This is a genomic window from Proteus sp. G2674 (assembly GCF_009915195.1).
GTDB lineage: Bacteria > Pseudomonadota > Gammaproteobacteria > Enterobacterales > Enterobacteriaceae > Proteus > Proteus mirabilis.
The window spans coordinates 184734-200789 of record NZ_JAABLS010000005.1; the positions used below are offsets into that span (position 1 = coordinate 184734).

Annotated in this window: 15 protein-coding genes and 1 tRNA gene; 9 read left to right on the forward strand and 7 right to left on the reverse strand. The window is 38.8% G+C overall.

Translation table 11 applies throughout. The features are described 5' to 3' along the window. The first annotated feature begins 9 nt into the window (after positions 1 to 9). From GWI58_RS01315 to GWI58_RS01325, 3 genes are all read left to right on the forward strand, one after another. Positions 10 to 501 (forward strand): YchJ family protein, encoded by a 492-nt coding sequence (locus GWI58_RS01315; RefSeq protein ID WP_161768839.1) that lies wholly within the window; start codon positions 10 to 12, stop codon positions 499 to 501. Between the two features lie 38 nt (positions 502 to 539). Then, positions 540 to 1388, forward strand: a complete 849-nt coding sequence (gene purU, locus GWI58_RS01320) for a formyltetrahydrofolate deformylase (protein WP_004243254.1) — start codon at positions 540 to 542, stop codon at positions 1386 to 1388. A 276-nt stretch (positions 1389 to 1664) separates the two neighbouring features. After that, positions 1665 to 1749, forward strand: a tRNA-Tyr gene (locus tag GWI58_RS01325). Between the two features lie 24 nt (positions 1750 to 1773). On the opposite strand, the gene GWI58_RS01330 is transcribed toward GWI58_RS01325, so the two are convergent. Beyond that, on the reverse strand, positions 1774 to 2637 hold the full coding sequence (locus tag GWI58_RS01330) for a helix-turn-helix domain-containing protein (RefSeq protein ID WP_017628061.1): 864 nt from the start codon (positions 2635 to 2637) through the stop codon (positions 1774 to 1776). A gap of 443 nt (positions 2638 to 3080) precedes the next feature. Between GWI58_RS01330 and xthA the strand changes: the two genes are divergently transcribed. After that, on the forward strand, positions 3081 to 3887 hold the full coding sequence (gene xthA / locus GWI58_RS01335) for an exodeoxyribonuclease III (protein ID WP_004248228.1): 807 nt from the start codon (positions 3081 to 3083) through the stop codon (positions 3885 to 3887). A 92-nt stretch (positions 3888 to 3979) separates the two neighbouring features. On the opposite strand, the gene GWI58_RS01340 is transcribed toward xthA, so the two are convergent. From GWI58_RS01340 to GWI58_RS01350, 3 genes are read right to left on the reverse strand one after another with little or no spacing between them, the layout of a single operon-like run. Beyond that, positions 3980 to 5947 (reverse strand): DNA topoisomerase III, encoded by a 1968-nt coding sequence (locus GWI58_RS01340; RefSeq protein ID WP_161768840.1) that lies wholly within the window; start codon positions 5945 to 5947, stop codon positions 3980 to 3982. 4 nt (positions 5948 to 5951) lie between these two features. Then, the gene (gene selD, locus GWI58_RS01345) at positions 5952 to 6995 is read right to left on the reverse strand and encodes a selenide, water dikinase SelD (RefSeq protein ID WP_004243259.1); all 1044 of its coding nucleotides are present in this window, start codon (positions 6993 to 6995) and stop codon (positions 5952 to 5954) included. A gap of 14 nt (positions 6996 to 7009) precedes the next feature. Beyond that, positions 7010 to 7561, reverse strand: a complete 552-nt coding sequence (locus GWI58_RS01350; RefSeq protein ID WP_004243260.1) for an NAD(P)H nitroreductase — start codon at positions 7559 to 7561, stop codon at positions 7010 to 7012. A 558-nt stretch (positions 7562 to 8119) separates the two neighbouring features. Here GWI58_RS01350 and sppA point away from each other — a divergent pair. The 3 genes from sppA to pncA all read left to right on the forward strand — a co-directional run bounded on the left by sppA (position 8120) and on the right by pncA (position 11869). Next, the gene (sppA, locus tag GWI58_RS01355) at positions 8120 to 9976 is read left to right on the forward strand and encodes a signal peptide peptidase SppA (protein WP_161768841.1); all 1857 of its coding nucleotides are present in this window, start codon (positions 8120 to 8122) and stop codon (positions 9974 to 9976) included. Positions 9977 to 10183: 207 nt separating this feature from the next. Beyond that, complete coding sequence (gene ansA / locus GWI58_RS01360) at positions 10184 to 11206, forward strand: asparaginase (RefSeq protein ID WP_004243262.1); 1023 nt, start codon at positions 10184 to 10186, stop codon at positions 11204 to 11206. A 21-nt stretch (positions 11207 to 11227) separates the two neighbouring features. Then, positions 11228 to 11869: a bifunctional nicotinamidase/pyrazinamidase gene (gene pncA, locus GWI58_RS01365; RefSeq protein ID WP_161768842.1), complete on the forward strand. Its 642-nt coding sequence runs from the start codon at positions 11228 to 11230 to the stop codon at positions 11867 to 11869. 136 nt (positions 11870 to 12005) lie between these two features. On the opposite strand, the gene GWI58_RS01370 is transcribed toward pncA, so the two are convergent. Further along, positions 12006 to 12287 carry a YeaC family protein gene (locus tag GWI58_RS01370; protein ID WP_004248238.1) on the reverse strand — a complete coding sequence of 94 codons (282 nt, stop codon included), beginning with the start codon at positions 12285 to 12287 and terminating at the stop codon, positions 12006 to 12008. Between the two features lie 79 nt (positions 12288 to 12366). Beyond that, entirely contained in the window at positions 12367 to 12804 is a 438-nt protein-coding gene (gene msrB / locus GWI58_RS01375) for a peptide-methionine (R)-S-oxide reductase MsrB (RefSeq protein WP_049217324.1), read from the reverse strand. A 341-nt stretch (positions 12805 to 13145) separates the two neighbouring features. Here msrB and gapA point away from each other — a divergent pair, with 341 nt between their 5' ends. Together gapA and GWI58_RS01385 are read left to right on the forward strand one after the other, a co-directional pair. Beyond that, on the forward strand, positions 13146 to 14141 hold the full coding sequence (gene gapA / locus GWI58_RS01380) for a glyceraldehyde-3-phosphate dehydrogenase (protein WP_004243268.1): 996 nt from the start codon (positions 13146 to 13148) through the stop codon (positions 14139 to 14141). Positions 14142 to 14255: 114 nt separating this feature from the next. Continuing rightward, positions 14256 to 15140, forward strand: coding sequence for a D-hexose-6-phosphate mutarotase (locus GWI58_RS01385; protein WP_161768843.1), 885 nt, complete (start codon positions 14256 to 14258; stop codon positions 15138 to 15140). Positions 15141 to 15260: 120 nt separating this feature from the next. Here GWI58_RS01385 and GWI58_RS01390 read toward each other — a convergent pair whose 3' ends face one another. Beyond that, a complete protein-coding gene (locus tag GWI58_RS01390; RefSeq protein ID WP_004243270.1) occupies positions 15261 to 16013 on the reverse strand; it encodes a MipA/OmpV family protein in 753 nt (250 codons plus the stop codon). Between the last annotated feature and the right edge of the window lie 43 nt (positions 16014 to 16056).

Sequence of the window (16056 nt, forward strand, 5' to 3'; positions counted from 1 at the left end):
CGTATAAAAATGGATCAGGACATTACCTTGTCAAATTTATGCCCCTGCAATAGCCAATTGCCTTATAGTGAGTGCTGTGAGCCTTACTTATTAGGGACAAAAAATGCCCCTACAGCTCAAGCGTTAATGCGCTCTCGCTATAGTGCTTTTGTGACTCATAATGCAGATCACCTAATCAAAACATGGCACCCTTCGTGTCGTACACCTTCTTTACGGGATGAGTTAATCGCCACGTTTCCCAATACACAATGGCTAGGGTTACATATTATATCGGCACAAGAAAACCCTCGTGATAACGAAGCCTTTGTTGAATTCTCAGCTTGCTTTATTGAAATAAATGCCGATGATAAGCAGTATCTACATGAACGCTCTCGTTTTCTAAAAATAGACGACTGCTGGTTTTATATTGATGGTGTACAGCCTAAAGTAGGACGAAACGATACCTGTCCTTGTGGCTCAGGCCGTAAATACAAAAAATGTTGTGAACACAACAGAAAATAATTGCAAACACAGAAGTAAATTAAAGGATTTATCCATACATGCAACACCAAAATACTCAAAAGAAAATACTACGTACTATTTGTCCAGATGCGAAAGGACTTATCGCAAAAATTACTAATATTTGTTATAAACATCAGCTCAATATTGTTCAAAATAATGAGTTTGTTGATCATCGCACTGGCCGCTTTTTTATGCGCACTGAGCTAGAAGGTATTTTTAATGATGAAACCTTTTTAGCCGATTTAGATGATGCACTTCCACAAGGCTCACAGCGAGAGCTTAATACTGCCGGTCGCCGCCGTATCGTCATTATGGTCACTAAAGAAGCCCATTGTATTGGTGACCTCTTAATGAAAAGTGCTTTTGGTGATCTGGATGTTGAAATTGCAGCAGTTATTGGTAATCACGACACGCTAAAACACCTTGTTGAGCAATTTGGGATCCCTTTCCATCTCATTAGTCATGAAGGGTTAACCCGTGATCAGCATGATGAAAAACTGATAGCACAAATTGACCAATACAAACCTGATTATGTGGTATTAGCTAAATATATGCGTGTATTAACCCCCGCATTTGTACAACATTACCCAAATCAAATTATTAATATTCATCACTCTTTCTTACCGGCATTTATTGGCGCCCGCCCATATCATCAAGCCTATGAACGTGGTGTAAAAATTATTGGCGCCACAGCTCACTATGTAAATGATAATTTAGATGAAGGCCCTATTATTACTCAAAATGTAATAAACGTAGACCACACTTTTTCAGCAGAAGATATGATGCGCGCAGGACGGGATGTAGAGAAAAACGTACTAAGCCACGCCCTCTATTGGGTGCTCTCGCAACGTGTTTTTGTCTATGGCAACAGAACAATTATTTTGTAGGCTTACCCGTTTTAAATTAGTGTAACTATGGCACTAGCCTAAAGTAACAAGAGCCTGAGATAGTTATTTTATCACAGGCTCTTTTTATTTTTTGTTACACATCCAAGTCAATCACTATAGCTTTCTATCTAAAATCAATACGATATAGCACAACAGTTAAGCAAAGCGGATATTTTTACAGCAGTTGATCGCTTTTTCTTAAAATAGCACTTTACACATCTCAGGTATTTGGTATTATTGCGCCCGCTGTCACGGACAGCAAGACAATTTAATGTTGGTGGGATACCCAAGCGGCCAAAGGGAGCAGACTGTAAATCTGCCGTCACAGACTTCGAAGGTTCGAATCCTTCTCCCACCACCATCTTCAATACTCTTCACTATTTTTTCATTCCAATTCTTTTATTAAATCAACAAACCTGTTCAATATGCTCGAGTGATATTTAGATTTATAGATATAACAATTATAAATCAGTTCCGTTTGTGTTAAAGGTATAAAGCACAGTTGCTTTTCATCCTCACTCTTAATCGGGTTTTCATCAGTAAATAATAGCGAATGGTGAGTTTGAATAAAGTTTAAACAACAATTTAAATCATCCATCAATCTAATACTGACAGGTTTACCCTGATCCGCTATTTCATTTTCTAATTTCTTTATTTTTGCTGTTTTATATAAAGCGGGATCACATAACCAAATATTTTCTTTTAGCAATGTATTGATATTCTCTTGTGCTTTTTGTGCTAAGATTTGTTGGCAACATATTCCTAGATATTTATTTTTAACTTGATGTATTAAGCTAAACTTTTCACTAATAATTTTATCTGAGCTTAAGATTAACGTGTTTCCATCATAATCTGGTATCTCTTCAAAATTATCTTTCGAAAATCTCATCATATTTATATGTGAACAATTCTTATTGGCTGCTTGATAGAGTGCTGTTAAATATTGACTTTTACCCCAATCATAATAAACATGAATGCTATTATTAATAACGCCCGATGTGTGTTTTTTTGTTATCTCTTTTTCTTGCAGATAAAGTGATTTTAAATCATTATAGAGTTCTAACCCTTCTTGCGTTAAACTCATACCAAACTTTTCCCGCTTAAACAAGCGCTTCCCTAGCACGGCTTCAAAATCTTTGATTGATTTCGCTACAGGTGGTGTCGTTCGGTTCATCACACGAGCAGCTTTACTTAAGGATCCATTTTCAACGACGGCCATAAAGGCCTCTAATTTACGAGAAAAAAACATAATCCACCATTCCTTTGCTGTGTTAAACAAAACAATTAAATTAATTTTATTAATATAAATAAAACACATATTAACTGAAAGAAATCCATGCGAAATAAATATTATTTTTAATTATCTTCACCTCCTATAAATATAATTTATAATTCAATTGATATTTTTATTCTGTCATTTTGCTTTACATATAAAAAATGATAATACTTATATTCTTCTATCAAAGAATAGTTTATGTTTCTACTTTATTTAATTAATATTTTTTGTTAGGCATAAACTTATTAATATTATTAGTTGCCATACATTTTGCTATTTGGCTACGATTTATCTATATCACGCGATTATATCTCGATGGCAAGTATTAACATTGGTATGTAACCGACTTACATTTATTTCATTATCCTGTTAGTATAAGTTATCCTATTATTCAATCTATAAATGGTTATAGTCACATGAAATTTGTCTCATTCAATATTAATGGATTACGTGCTCGCCCTCATCAGCTCGAAGCCATTGTAGAAAAACACCAACCCGATGTTATTGGACTGCAAGAAACAAAAGTTCATGATGATATGTTTCCATTAGAAACTGTCAGTGCCTTGGGCTACCACGTTTTTTATCATGGACAGAAAGGCCATTATGGTGTGGCTTTGTTAACTAAGGCGAAACCTGTCGCGGTACGTAAAGGATTCCCTGGTGATGGTGAAGAAGCTCAGCGTCGTATGATCATGGCGGACATTGAAACCCCCGCTGGATTATTAACGGTAATGAATGGTTATTTCCCTCAAGGTGAAAGTCGTGATCATGAGACAAAATTCCCTGCTAAAGCAAAATTCTATGCTGATCTACAGCAGTATCTGACCACCAGCTTAACGCCTTCCTCTCCCGTACTGATTATGGGGGATTTAAATATTAGTCCAACCGATAAAGATATCGGTATCGGCGAAAATAATATGAAACGTTGGCTAAAAATGGGTAAATGTTCATTTTTACCGGAAGAGCGAGAGTGGTTAGCAACGCTTATGGGTTGGGGATTAACCGATACTTACCGCGCCCAACATCCTGAAGTCGAAGACCAATTTTCTTGGTTTGATTATCGCTCAAAAGGCTTTGATGATAACCGAGGCTTACGTATCGATTTACTGCTAGCAAGTCGTTGCTTAGCAGATAATTGTATTTCAACCGGCATTGACTACGATATTCGTGCGATGGAAAAACCTTCCGATCACGCACCTGTTTGGGCCGAGTTTAAGCTTTAATTCCCCCCTCTCCCCCCTTATTGATAAACCCCACTTCAAATAGATTAAAAGTGGGGTTTATTTATATATTAGTTAGCGTCTTACACAATCAACTAAGCATCACTCTTTATATCGCGATTCGTAGATTGAGACTGCGCTGAACGACTTTTCCCTTGTGCACTTTTTTTCGTCGCACCTTTACGTTTTTTATTCTGCACAGGCGCAGGCAGGTTTCTAAACGCTTGAATATTAGGACGACGTTTAGCTTGAGTAATTAATTCAAATAGTGTGTTACTTAATGGCATCATAAAATCTTGATACTTAAATTGCTTCTCACTAATTTGCGTTAATATTGATTCCCAATGAGCGGTCATATCGGGTAATGTCGCCATATCTGGCAAAACATGAATTAATGCTCTTCCTGCTGGTGTCGAGTTGATAGCTCGCCCTTTCTTTTGCAGAAAGCCACGTTTAAACAGTAATTCAATAATACCAGCCCTAGTCGCTTCAGTACCTAGTCCATCCGTCGCTCTTAGGATTTTCTTTAGCTCTTTGTCTTGCACAAAACGTGCAATACCGGTCATAGCCGAAAGTAGCGTAGCATCTGTAAAAGGTCTCGGTGGTTGGGTCTGCTTGGCAACAATTTCGCCTTTTTCACAAAGTAACTCATCACCTTTAGCCACAATAGGTAAGGCGCTACCATCATTTTCCGCATCTTGCTCTTTACTACCTAATAAGGTACGCCAGCCGGCTTGTGCTAAAAATCGTGCCTTAGCAATAAACTTTCCATTCTCAATATCGAGTTCAATCACACATTTGCGGTACACCGCATCTGGCATAAATTGCATTAGATATTGTCGGGCAATCAAATAATAAATATTCTTTTCATTTTCACTTAATGAAATATTACCTGTTTTCGCAGTAGGAATAATGGCATGGTGCGCATCTACTTTCTTGTCATCCCAGCAACGGTTCTTTTTATCAATATCTAATGTTTCTTGTGGTAAAAGACTATTATCATGCACACTAATGGCATTCATCACCGCATGACGCCCAGCAAAGTGTTCATCAGGCAGATAGCGACTATCGGAGCGTGGATAAGTAATAAGTTTATGCGTTTCATATAAGCGTTGACATGTGTCTAACACTTGTTGAGCACTTAAACCAAAGCGTTTCGCCGCTTCAATTTGTAAAGCAGATAATGAAAAAGGCAAAGGTGCTATTTCAGACTCTTGTTTATCTTGATAATCGGTAACATTAGCAGGCTTGCCAGCTATTCTATCAACAACATGCTCTGCTAATTTGCGATGTAATAAACGCCCTTCTTCATCTTGCCAAGGCTCGCAGTGTTCACTCGGCTGCCAAATAGCGGTAAATCGCTCATCTGCAGGAGTAACGATATGCGCTTTGACTTCAAAAAAATCTTTCGGTACAAAGTTTTCAATTTCTTCATCACGGCGTACGACTAAACCTAGCACCGGGGTTTGTACTCGCCCAACAGAAAGTACGCCTTGGTAACCATTGCGCTGTCCTAATAACGTGTAAGCGCGTGTCATGTTAATGCCATATAGCCAATCCGCCCTCGCTCTTGCTAAGGCAGAAACACATAATGGAATAAATTCATGATTGTAGCGGAGCTTATCAATTGCTCGAGATACCGCGGCGGGGTTTAAATCGTTAATCAGGCAGCGACGTGCCTGTTTTCTTTGAGCATCACTAATATTAAGGTAATTAAGTACTTCATCTACTAACAGTTGCCCTTCGCGATCGGGGTCTCCTGCGTGGATCACTTCATCGGCTTGTTTTAGTAATGTGTTGATCGTATCTAGCTGTTTTTTCACATCAGCGCGCGGTTTGAGTTGCCATTTATTCGGAATAATGGGCAAATCATCTAACGACCAACGCGCATAGCGCGGATCATATGCATCCGGCTCAGCCTGCTCAAGTAAATGACCAACACACCACGTCACATACTGGTTATCACCACAAACAATAAAACCATCACCACGTTTATGCGGTTTTGGTAATACATCAGCAATAGCTCGAGCAAGGCTGGGTTTTTCTGCAATAAATAATCTCATTACGTTAGTTTGTCACTTCGATTAACGCTCTTCCTGCTTTCGGCTCTGTTAATTCACCGATCGAGGTCAAATCAATATTAAAGCGTTTAGCAACTTCTTTTACTTGCTCAACGGCTTCTGGCTGTACTGCCAATAATAAGCCACCTGAAGTTTGTGGATCACATAATAATTTACGTTGCATTTCGCTGATATTACCAATCAAATGGCCATAACTTTCAAAATTACGTCCAGTACCGCCCGGTACACATCCTTGCTCTATATACGCTTCTACTTCAGGTAATCGTGGTACTTGTGAAAAGTGAATAGTGGCTTGTAATCCAGAGCCTTCACAAATCTCGCTAAGGTGACCTAATAGACCAAAACCTGTCACATCGGTCATTGCCGTGACCCCTTCAATATCAGAAAAATCAGTACCCGCTTTATTCATACGGCACATAATTTCAGTAGCTAGGCCCTGATGCTCAGGTTTTAATAAGCCTTTTTTCTCTGCGGTAGTTAATACCCCAATACCTAAAGGTTTAGTTAAAAAAAGCTGGCATCCTGCTTTAGCAGCACTGTTTTTCTTAATTTTACTCACCGGTACAACGCCCGTTACCGCTAAACCAAAAATAGGCTCAGGAGCATCAATCGAATGCCCACCAGCAAGGGAAATCCCCGCTTCTTGACAGGCGGCTCGCCCACCTTCGATAACTTCACGAGCAATTTCAGGCGCAAGTTTATCAATTGGCCAACCTAAAATTGCTATCGCCATAATAGGTTTACCCCCCATAGCGAAAATATCACTAATCGCATTAGTCGCCGCAATACGCCCAAAGTCATAGGGGTTATCAACAATTGGCATAAAAAAATCAGTGGTACTAATAATTCCCGTGCCATTACCTAAATCATAAACAGCGGCATCATCTTTCGTTTCATTACCAACCAATAAATGGGGATCGTGAAACTTAGCCTGTTCACTATGTAAAATCGTTTCCAAAACTTTTGGTGAAATTTTGCAGCCACATCCGGCACCATGACTGTATTGTGTTAAACGAATTGCTTCAGACATAACATGTCATCCTTTTAAAAATAAGTCACAAAATCAGTTAAATCAGCAGGAGAAACCGTTGTAGGTGCTTTCAATGCGGGAGTACCAAGATATAAGAAACCAACAATATGGTCGTGCTCTCCACAACCTAATCCCGCTCTTACCACTGGATCATGAGTCCAAGAGCCTGAACGCCAAATACCACTATAACCTTGTGCCACTGCAGCCATTTGCATCGCCTGAACACAACAGCCTGCCGCAACAATTTGCTCCCATTCAGGAACTTTAGGATGCGCTTTAACTTTGGCAATCACGGTAATAATTAAAGGTGCACGAAAAGGTGCGTTTTTTGCTTTTTCTTCTACCTCAGCACCTAGTTGACTCACCACCGCCGCTTTATGTAATAATTGACTAAAACGCTCAATACCATCCTCTTTCATCACGACAAAGTGCCAAGGTTTAAGGGCGCCATGATCGGGGGCTCTCATACCAGCTTGTAAAATAGCTTCAAGCTGTTGGTTATTTGGGGCTGGAGTAGTCAGTCGAGACGCTGAACGTCGATTTAAAAGCAGTGTTAATGCATCCATTTTTGTATTCTCCTGTCAGTATTATTGTAGCAAAATCCCTTAAGAGCAGGGATAGACAGTTGTTATCAATTCGCAGTATAACAAAATGTTATATTACCACCACCGAGAAATTTAAGCGGATATTTTTAGCTAAAATAGGATTGTACTTAAGCCAATATTGAGCGTTTGTTCAAAATATGAATGTGTTAGCTTTTAGGTGTAATACACTGCCCAAGCGCAATAAAATACGTGACAGACTTTCGCTAGTCGCTATATTAGAATGGTGTCTAAATATTTGCAGTCTAAGTAGTCAATCGAGTTTTGTTATTAAAGGATCGAAGTGAGATGTAGGGAATATTAGCGTTTTTTATTCTAAAAATAGCAGTGACCTTTGCTGTCTATTGCTCACCTGCAAGGTATACTCTCATGTAAATAAGGTATGTTGTGGCTATACAGCTAATTTCTTGAGTCGCTCAATATTGAAATAAATACTTTAATAATAGAAACTTAAACCTTTACCATCAATTCTAGCATAACTGTTTAGGATTAATTTTTAGCTTTACATGATGTGGAGATAATATGAGTAAAATTATGGAGTTAATCGGCACTATTTTTCGATTTAGTTGGCAGGCGATTAACTTTATCAGGAAACTAATCTTAAACGTTATTTTCTTCTTTCTACTTTTTATGGGTGTGGGACTCTATTTCATCGTCCAAGAAACGCAAAAACCTACCGATTACCAAGGTGCATTACTGGTTGATTTAAAAGGCGTTATTGTTGACCAAACAGCTAACCAAAATCCTTTAGGGCAAATGAGCCGAGAGCTTTTGGGTGTTTCGGGTAGCCAGTTACAAGAAAATTCGTTATTCGAAGTCGTTGATACCTTACGCAAAGCAGCGACTGATCCCAAAATTAAAGGGATGGTACTAAAACTTGACGAATTTGCTGGGGCAGACCAACCTTCACTCAATTATGTTGGTAAAGCGCTAACTGAATTTAAAAAAACCGGCAAACCTATCTATGCGATTAGTGGTTATTATAGCCAACCGCAATATTACTTAGCCTCTTATGCAGATAAAATTTATTTAGCATCACAAGGTGCTGTGGGTATTTATGGTTTAGGTTTTAGTAATCTCTATTACAAATCGCTATTAGAAAAACTTAAAGTTAATACCCATATATTCCGTGTAGGAACCTATAAATCAGCTGTTGAACCGCTGATGCGCGATAATATGTCTGATGAAGCCCGAGCCGCATCGAATCGATTAGTTTCCGTACTCTGGTCTAATTATTTAACGCAAGTTGCAGAAAATCGTAGTATTACCAAGGAAGATGTTTTCCCTGGTGCAAAAGAGATGATTGTCGAGTTACGTAAAGCCGATGGCGATAATGCTACTTATGCACTTAATCGCAAATTGGTCGATACTGTTAGCTCTTATGCCCAATTTGAAGCGGATATGAAAGAGACCTTTCAATGGGATCATGAAGCTAAGCAGTTTAACAATATTAGTATTTATGATTATGCTGATAACCTCACCGCATTCGCCCCAGAAAACGAAGACGGCAATATTGCGGTTGTGGTCGTTCAAGGCGCAATTATTGATGGTGAAAGCATTCCTGGCTCCGCAGGTGGTTCAACCATTGCTAATCAAATCCGTCAAGCGCGTTTAAATCCTAATATTAGAGCATTAGTATTACGAGTTAATAGCCCCGGTGGTAGTGTATCTGCATCTGAGCAGATCCGCAGTGAAATAGCCGCCTTTAAACAAGAGAAAAAACATGTCGTGGTTTCGATGGGCGGAATGGCTGCATCAGGGGGATATTGGATCTCTACACCTGCGAGTAAAATTATCGCTAGCCCTTCAACATTAACAGGCTCTATTGGTATATTTGGTGTCATCAATACCTTTGAAAATAGCTTAGAATCAATAGGTGTGCATAGTGATGGCGTGAGTACATCGCCTCTTGCAGGGCTTTCGGTAACCAATAAATTACCAGAAGATTTTTCAGAGCTATTCCAACTTAATATTGAAAGTGGCTATAAAACATTCCTGAAATTAGTGGCTGAATCACGTAATAAAACACCGGCACAAGTTGATCGTATTGCTCAAGGTCGTGTTTGGGTTGGCGTTGATGCTAAACAAGTAGGATTAGTTGATGAATTTGGTGATTTCGATGATGCTATTAATACAGCAGCAACCATGGCAAAAATCAAACAACCAGTCATTGATTGGATGAAACCGGAATTAAGCTTATCAGAGCAAATATTAATGAGCTTATCGGCCAATGCAAAAGCCATTATTCCTGATCCATTACAAGCCTATTTACCTGCACCGGTATTTAAAGAAGTTAAAACACAAACTGAGTTTTATCGTAATATGAACGATCCGCAAAACCGCTATGCGTATTGTTTATCTTGTGGTGATATTCAATAAATAAGTGTGCTCCCGCTCAATATGAGCGGGATTATCTTAGCCTTTGATTATTTTTTTAGTTATTTTGCTAAATGGTGTAAATAATGATTTAAAACATCAATTGCTGTATTTCAATTGTGCTTTTTGTCTCCCCTTTCTTTTTTTATTCTGCAAACCCCCTATAATCAACTCTTTCTTATCGCTTAATTCATAAGAGTGTTAGGTCTGATGCAAAAAAAATCCATTTACGTTGTGTATACTGGTGGAACTATCGGTATGCAACATTCTGATCACGGCTATATACCTGTATCAGGACATTTACAACGCCAATTAGCTAAGATGCCCGAATTCCATCGTGAAGAGATGCCCAATTTCACAATCAAAGAGCACCTTCCTTTAATTGATTCATCAAATATTACCCCTGAAGATTGGCAATCTATCGCTGATGATATTAGCGAGAATTATTGCCACTATGATGGTTTTGTCATCTTGCATGGTACCGATACCATGGCATTTACCGCTTCTGCACTTTCCTTTATGTTTGAGGGGCTGGCAAAACCGGTTATCGTCACCGGCTCTCAAATTCCATTAGAAGCTTTACGCTCCGATGGACAAACTAACCTATTAAATGCTCTCTATATTGCTGCACATCATCCAATTAATGAAGTTGCACTGTTTTTCAACAATACTCTGTATCGTGGAAATCGTGCGATAAAAGCACATGCAGATGGCTTCAATGCTTTTGCTTCTCCTAATAGTGCGCCTTTATTAGAAGCAGGCATTAATATTAAAACGTTTAAAATAAACCCATTACCTAAGCCAAAAGGTGAGTTTATTGCTCATCATATTACCCCTCAACCAATTGGTGTGGTAACAATATATCCGGGACTTTCTGATGAGGTGGTGAAAAATATCTTAATGCAACCCGTTAAGGCACTTATTTTGCGCTCTTATGGTGTGGGTAATGCCCCTTCTCATCCCGCCTTGTTATCAACGCTACGCGAAGCAACTGAGCGCGGTATTGTCGTGGTTAACCTAACGCAATGTATTTCTGGTCGTGTCAATATGGGGGGCTATGCAACAGGACAAGCACTCGCCGATGTTGGGGTGATCAGTGGTTATGATATGACTTTTGAAGCAGCGTTAACTAAACTCCACTATCTACTTAGTCAACAATATAGCTATACTGAGATCTGCCGTTTAATGCAACAAAATCTCCGTGGTGAAATGACATTAAACGATGACGACTAGGTCTAATCAAAGGTAACTCCTGTGAAAAATTCAGCGTTATTATTAGTTGATCTACAAAATGATTTCTGTACCGGTGGCGCATTGGCTGTTAAGGAAAGTGATACCGTCATAGATACGGCAAATCGACTTATTGATTATTTTCAACGCCATCAGCGTCCTATTATTGCGAGTAAAGATTGGCATCCCGCAGATCATCTCAGCTTTGCAAAAAATTCAGGTACTGTCGTTGGCGAAATTGGCCAATTAAATGGCCGTCCACAAGTTTGGTGGCCAGTGCATTGTGTACAAAATAGCCATGGCGCTGATTTTCATCCCTTATTAACAGATAATTTAATTAGTCATATTATTTATAAAGGCCAAAATCGACTTATCGATAGTTATAGTGTTTTTTTTGATAATGACCATGAATATCAAACAGGATTGCATACTCTTTTACAAAGCATGCAGATCGAGCATCTCACCATTCTAGGGATAGCAACTGATTATTGCGTTAAATTTACCGTGTTAGATGCATTACAATTGGGTTATCAAGTATCAGTGGTTATGGATGGTTGTCGAGGTGTCAATATTCAACCAGATGATAGCCAGCTCGCATTTAATCAAATGCAACAACATGGGGCAGTTTTAGTTGATTCAGTAACAGTGCTTAAAAGTGACAAATAATATAAACAACATGATTAGCAATTATCATTCTCTACTTGTATGAATAGTAGAACTAAAAAGTGGTGATTTATCAAAATAATAAACTAATAAATCACCACCGTTACGCTAACTTTCATTATTTAAATTTAAAAACGTCTTAATCATCATCCATTGGTGTTAATGTGGCTAAACGTTCAGCTTGAAATTGCGCTTTTAGCTCTTGTTTGCTTTTCATCGTAATTTGTCCGTTTGTGCCAACCGTCATATGTTCCGGATTATGGTTATTCTGCGCTTGCCATAAGAGAACAATTTGCATGCAATGCTCTTTTTGCTCTGCAGTGAGTGCAACGCCGTCTGGCCATTTACCTAGCTCAACTGCGGTAGAAAGACGTTGATAAATCTCAGGTGTGACCATTGAAATTAAATCATTAACTTCCATTGATTGCTCCATATATCAAATTACCACGCAAAAGCTGAATCGTTTTTTTATTTGTTAATTTATTGTTAATAGTAACTGTTTAGCCCTTTTGCACTTCACCTGTTTCTGTATTGCTAAATGCCAAAGAGGCAGAATTAACGCAATAACGTTGTCCTGTCGGTGCTGGGCCATCATTAAATACATGCCCTAAATGAGCACCACATTGACGACAGCGGATCTCTGTTCTTTTCATATTATGCGAAAAATCATCAAGATAAAGAATTGCATCATCACTTACAGGTTGATAAAAACTTGGCCAACCACATCCTGCATCAAATTTAGTTTCCGAATAAAACAAAGGCGCAGAACAACATAAGCAATGATAAATACCTGTTTCTCTATTATGTAATAATTTACCACTAAACGGCGGTTCAGTACCCCGCTGTTGCGTCACATAATGCTGCATTTCATTGAGGTTTGATAAATCAATGTGATTGTTATCACTTGAAATATGCACTTTTTTTTCATTATTGCTCATAAACACCTCACACTGACAAAAATGTTTTTTAAAACAACAGCAAATAATAACAAAGATTTAACAACAAATCTGGAAAATATAGTCTAAAATCAATGAGAGTAATCTTTAGTTTTTGAAATGTGATACATTTCACATAACGGAGCAAAGGTAACTTCATTTATCGGCAATGATCCCGATAATACACAGCGTAATATTTATCTAAAACGACCAATCCTTAAGCAAAAAGTGTTTTTTTAATTGATTTTTTGCAATTATTGACACGATTCCGCTTGACGACTGGCGCGGTTTTGGTAACTTTAGAAGCAACTTTTTAATTCACTAATAAAGCTGGTGGAATACATATGACTATCAAAGTAGGTATTAATGGTTTTGGTCGTATCGGCCGCATCGTTTTCCGTGCTGCACAAGAACGTTCAGATATCGAAATCGTAGGTATTAACGATCTGTTAGACGCAGAATACATGGCATACATGCTGAAATACGATTCAACTCATGGTCGTTTCAACGGTACTGTTGAAGTAAAAGATGGCCACCTCGTTGTTAATGGTAAAACCATCCGCGTAACATCAGAAAGAGATCCAGCAAACCTGAAATGGAACGAAATTGGTGTTGATGTTGTTGCTGAAGCAACTGGTCTGTTCTTAACTGACGAAACTGCACGTAAACACATCCAAGCTGGTGCGAAAAAAGTTGTTCTGACTGGTCCTTCAAAAGACAGCACACCTATGTTCGTTATGGGTGTAAACCACAAATCATATGCAGGTCAAGATATCGTTTCTAACGCATCTTGTACAACTAACTGCTTAGCGCCTTTAGCAAAAGTTATCAACGACAAATTCGGTATCGTTGAAGGTCTGATGACAACTGTTCACGCAACAACTGCAACTCAACGTACTGTTGATGGTCCTTCAATGAAAGACTGGCGTGGTGGTCGTGGTGCTTCTCAAAACATCATCCCTTCATCAACTGGTGCTGCTAAAGCAGTAGGTAAAGTTATTCCTGAACTGAACGGCAAACTGACTGGTATGTCTTTCCGTGTTCCTACTCCTAACGTTTCTGTTGTTGACTTAACTGCACGTCTGGAAAAACCAGCAACTTATGCTCAAATCTGTGAAGCAATCAAAGAAGCTGCCGAAGGCGAACTGAAAGGCGTTCTGGGTTACACTGAAGATGCAGTTGTTTCAACTGACTTCAACGGTGAAGTATTAACTTCAGTATTCGATGCTAAAGCAGGTATCGCGCTGAATGACAACTTTGTTAAATTAGTTTCTTGGTACGATAACGAAGTTGGTTATTCAAACAAAGTTCTAGATCTGATTTCTCATATCTCTAAATAATTAGAGTTTAGAAAGCCAAGATTGATTTTAGAGCCACCCTTTCGGTGGCTCTTTTATTTTTTTACTCGGCAGTTTATTGTATTCAAATAGTCCGCGACATAAGGTTATAAAATAATGAATGAGAAAATTTTTTCTTTGCCGGTTATTGAACAAATATCACCTTACTTAAGTCGACGCCAATTAGGTGAACTCCCTATTCTGGTGATCTCTCACCCCAAAGTACGTGCGGCTATTAGTCTTCAAGGTGCCCATCTTATCGCATGGCAACCCGCACAAACGCACCCCGTTTTGTGGCTCAGTGAAGATGCCTTATTTACTCCCGGTGTTGCTATTCGTGGTGGTATCCCTATTTGTTGGCCTTGGTTTGCCTCAGCGGGAACCCCAAGCCATGGATTTGCACGTATCTTACCTTGGGAATTTAGTGCTCATTCTGAACAAGAAGACGGAGTGCTTATCACCATGACACTCAAAGAAAGTGCACAAACTCAAAAGTATTGGCCTCATGAATTTACTGTTATTGCTCGATTTAAATTAGGTGATACCTGTGAAATTGAATTAGAGTCATACGGTGACTATGAAGCCACTGCGGCGCTACACTCCTATTTTAATGTCAGTGATATCGATAAAGTTTCCATTACAGGCCTTGGTAGTCACTATATTGACACCGTAGCGGATAAAGAAGTTTATACCGACGAAACCGCCCTACGCTTTAACGGCCGTACTGACAGACTTTATACTGAGCCTGAAGATTTTAATCTTATTCATGATGATGGTTGGGATCGTACTATTGAGGTTCACCATTATCATCACAGTGATGTCGTTTGTTGGAATCCGGGTGCAGAACTCGCCAGTTCAATGAAAGATATAAGCTCAGGTGGTTACCGTAAAATGGCATGTGTTGAAACAGCTCGTATTCATCGTCCACTTAAGCCGGATAATGTTCATCCTGGACGTTTATCTGCTGTGATACGCGTACGCAAAAATATTGCTGAAAAATAGTTTGCCACTCTACTTTGTCGAACAAAAAAGCTTCGAACAAATTCGAAGCTTTTAGTTATCGAAAGCAACTTAACTTACCGTTTTACCGTTTTACCGTTTTACCGTTTTACCGTTTTACCGTTAGAAAGTATAAGTGACACCTGTCCATAAAATAGCCGTTACCGATTTATTTACCATCGGGCTATCTTTAACTTCGCTGGGTAAGCGATCCACTCGTCCCATCGCGAAGAAATCCCAGTTTTCAGCAAACTTATAGTTAGCTGAGATTTCCACATAAGGTCTCCAGCTATCATTTGGTCGATATTCTGCTAAACCACTACGCTGAGATTCTCCCTGACTAATCCCATATGCGTAACGATTCTGCTTTTTATTTTCCCAAACAGCACCAATTCCCGGTTGAAGTGACCAATTGCCTAATTCAAAAGGATAAAGGTAAGCAGCATCAGCAATAATGCCATTACTTTTACCTAAAAGATCACCTGAAATAATTCCTCGTAAACTTCCCCATGACTCATGATGTTTATAGGTAAATCCACCCATGACGGTATCACGGCGACGATTAAGTTTTTTCATCTGCTCATCATCAGAGTCACTTGGTTTAAATGCTTGTGGGTAATAGTGAACATCGACAGACAGCTGATCTTTCGGTGAATTCCATAAATAATATCCTGCGGCTAATGTCGCAAAATAGAAATTTTCAGATTGATAATTAACCAAAGGTACAGGTAATAAATAGTCTTTAGATTTAGCACCCTTATAAGGTGTTACTTGTGATAATACAGAACCCCCTATTGACCATTCTCCCGCGAAGGCTGTCGGTGTACTCAATCCAGCGATTATGGCTAAAGAAATAACAATTTTCTTTTTACTCACGATGATTTTCCATATTGTCTTTGATAAAACAGTGACCAAAAAA

Bases quoted from the DNA above. Each gene is read 5' to 3' on its own strand.
- GWI58_RS01315 (WP_161768839.1), top strand. From the start codon at position 10: ATGGATCAGGACATTACCTTGTCAAATTTATGCCCCTGCAATAGCCAA.
- GWI58_RS01370 (WP_004248238.1), bottom strand. From the start codon at position 12,287: ATGGAAGTTAATGATTTAATTTCAATGGTCACACCTGAGATTTATCAA.
- GWI58_RS01340 (WP_161768840.1), bottom strand. From the start codon at position 5,947: ATGAGATTATTTATTGCAGAAAAACCCAGCCTTGCTCGAGCTATTGCT.
- GWI58_RS01350 (WP_004243260.1), bottom strand. From the start codon at position 7,561: ATGGATGCATTAACACTGCTTTTAAATCGACGTTCAGCGTCTCGACTG.
- purU (WP_004243254.1), top strand. From the start codon at position 540: ATGCAACACCAAAATACTCAAAAGAAAATACTACGTACTATTTGTCCA.
- GWI58_RS01330 (WP_017628061.1), bottom strand. From the start codon at position 2,637: ATGTTTTTTTCTCGTAAATTAGAGGCCTTTATGGCCGTCGTTGAAAAT.
- GWI58_RS01385 (WP_161768843.1), top strand. From the start codon at position 14,256: ATGAATGAGAAAATTTTTTCTTTGCCGGTTATTGAACAAATATCACCT.
- gapA (WP_004243268.1), top strand. From the start codon at position 13,146: ATGACTATCAAAGTAGGTATTAATGGTTTTGGTCGTATCGGCCGCATC.
- sppA (WP_161768841.1), top strand. From the start codon at position 8,120: ATGAGTAAAATTATGGAGTTAATCGGCACTATTTTTCGATTTAGTTGG.
- selD (WP_004243259.1), bottom strand. From the start codon at position 6,995: ATGTCTGAAGCAATTCGTTTAACACAATACAGTCATGGTGCCGGATGT.
- xthA (WP_004248228.1), top strand. From the start codon at position 3,081: ATGAAATTTGTCTCATTCAATATTAATGGATTACGTGCTCGCCCTCAT.
- ansA (WP_004243262.1), top strand. From the start codon at position 10,184: ATGCAAAAAAAATCCATTTACGTTGTGTATACTGGTGGAACTATCGGT.
- msrB (WP_049217324.1), bottom strand. From the start codon at position 12,804: ATGAGCAATAATGAAAAAAAAGTGCATATTTCAAGTGATAACAATCAC.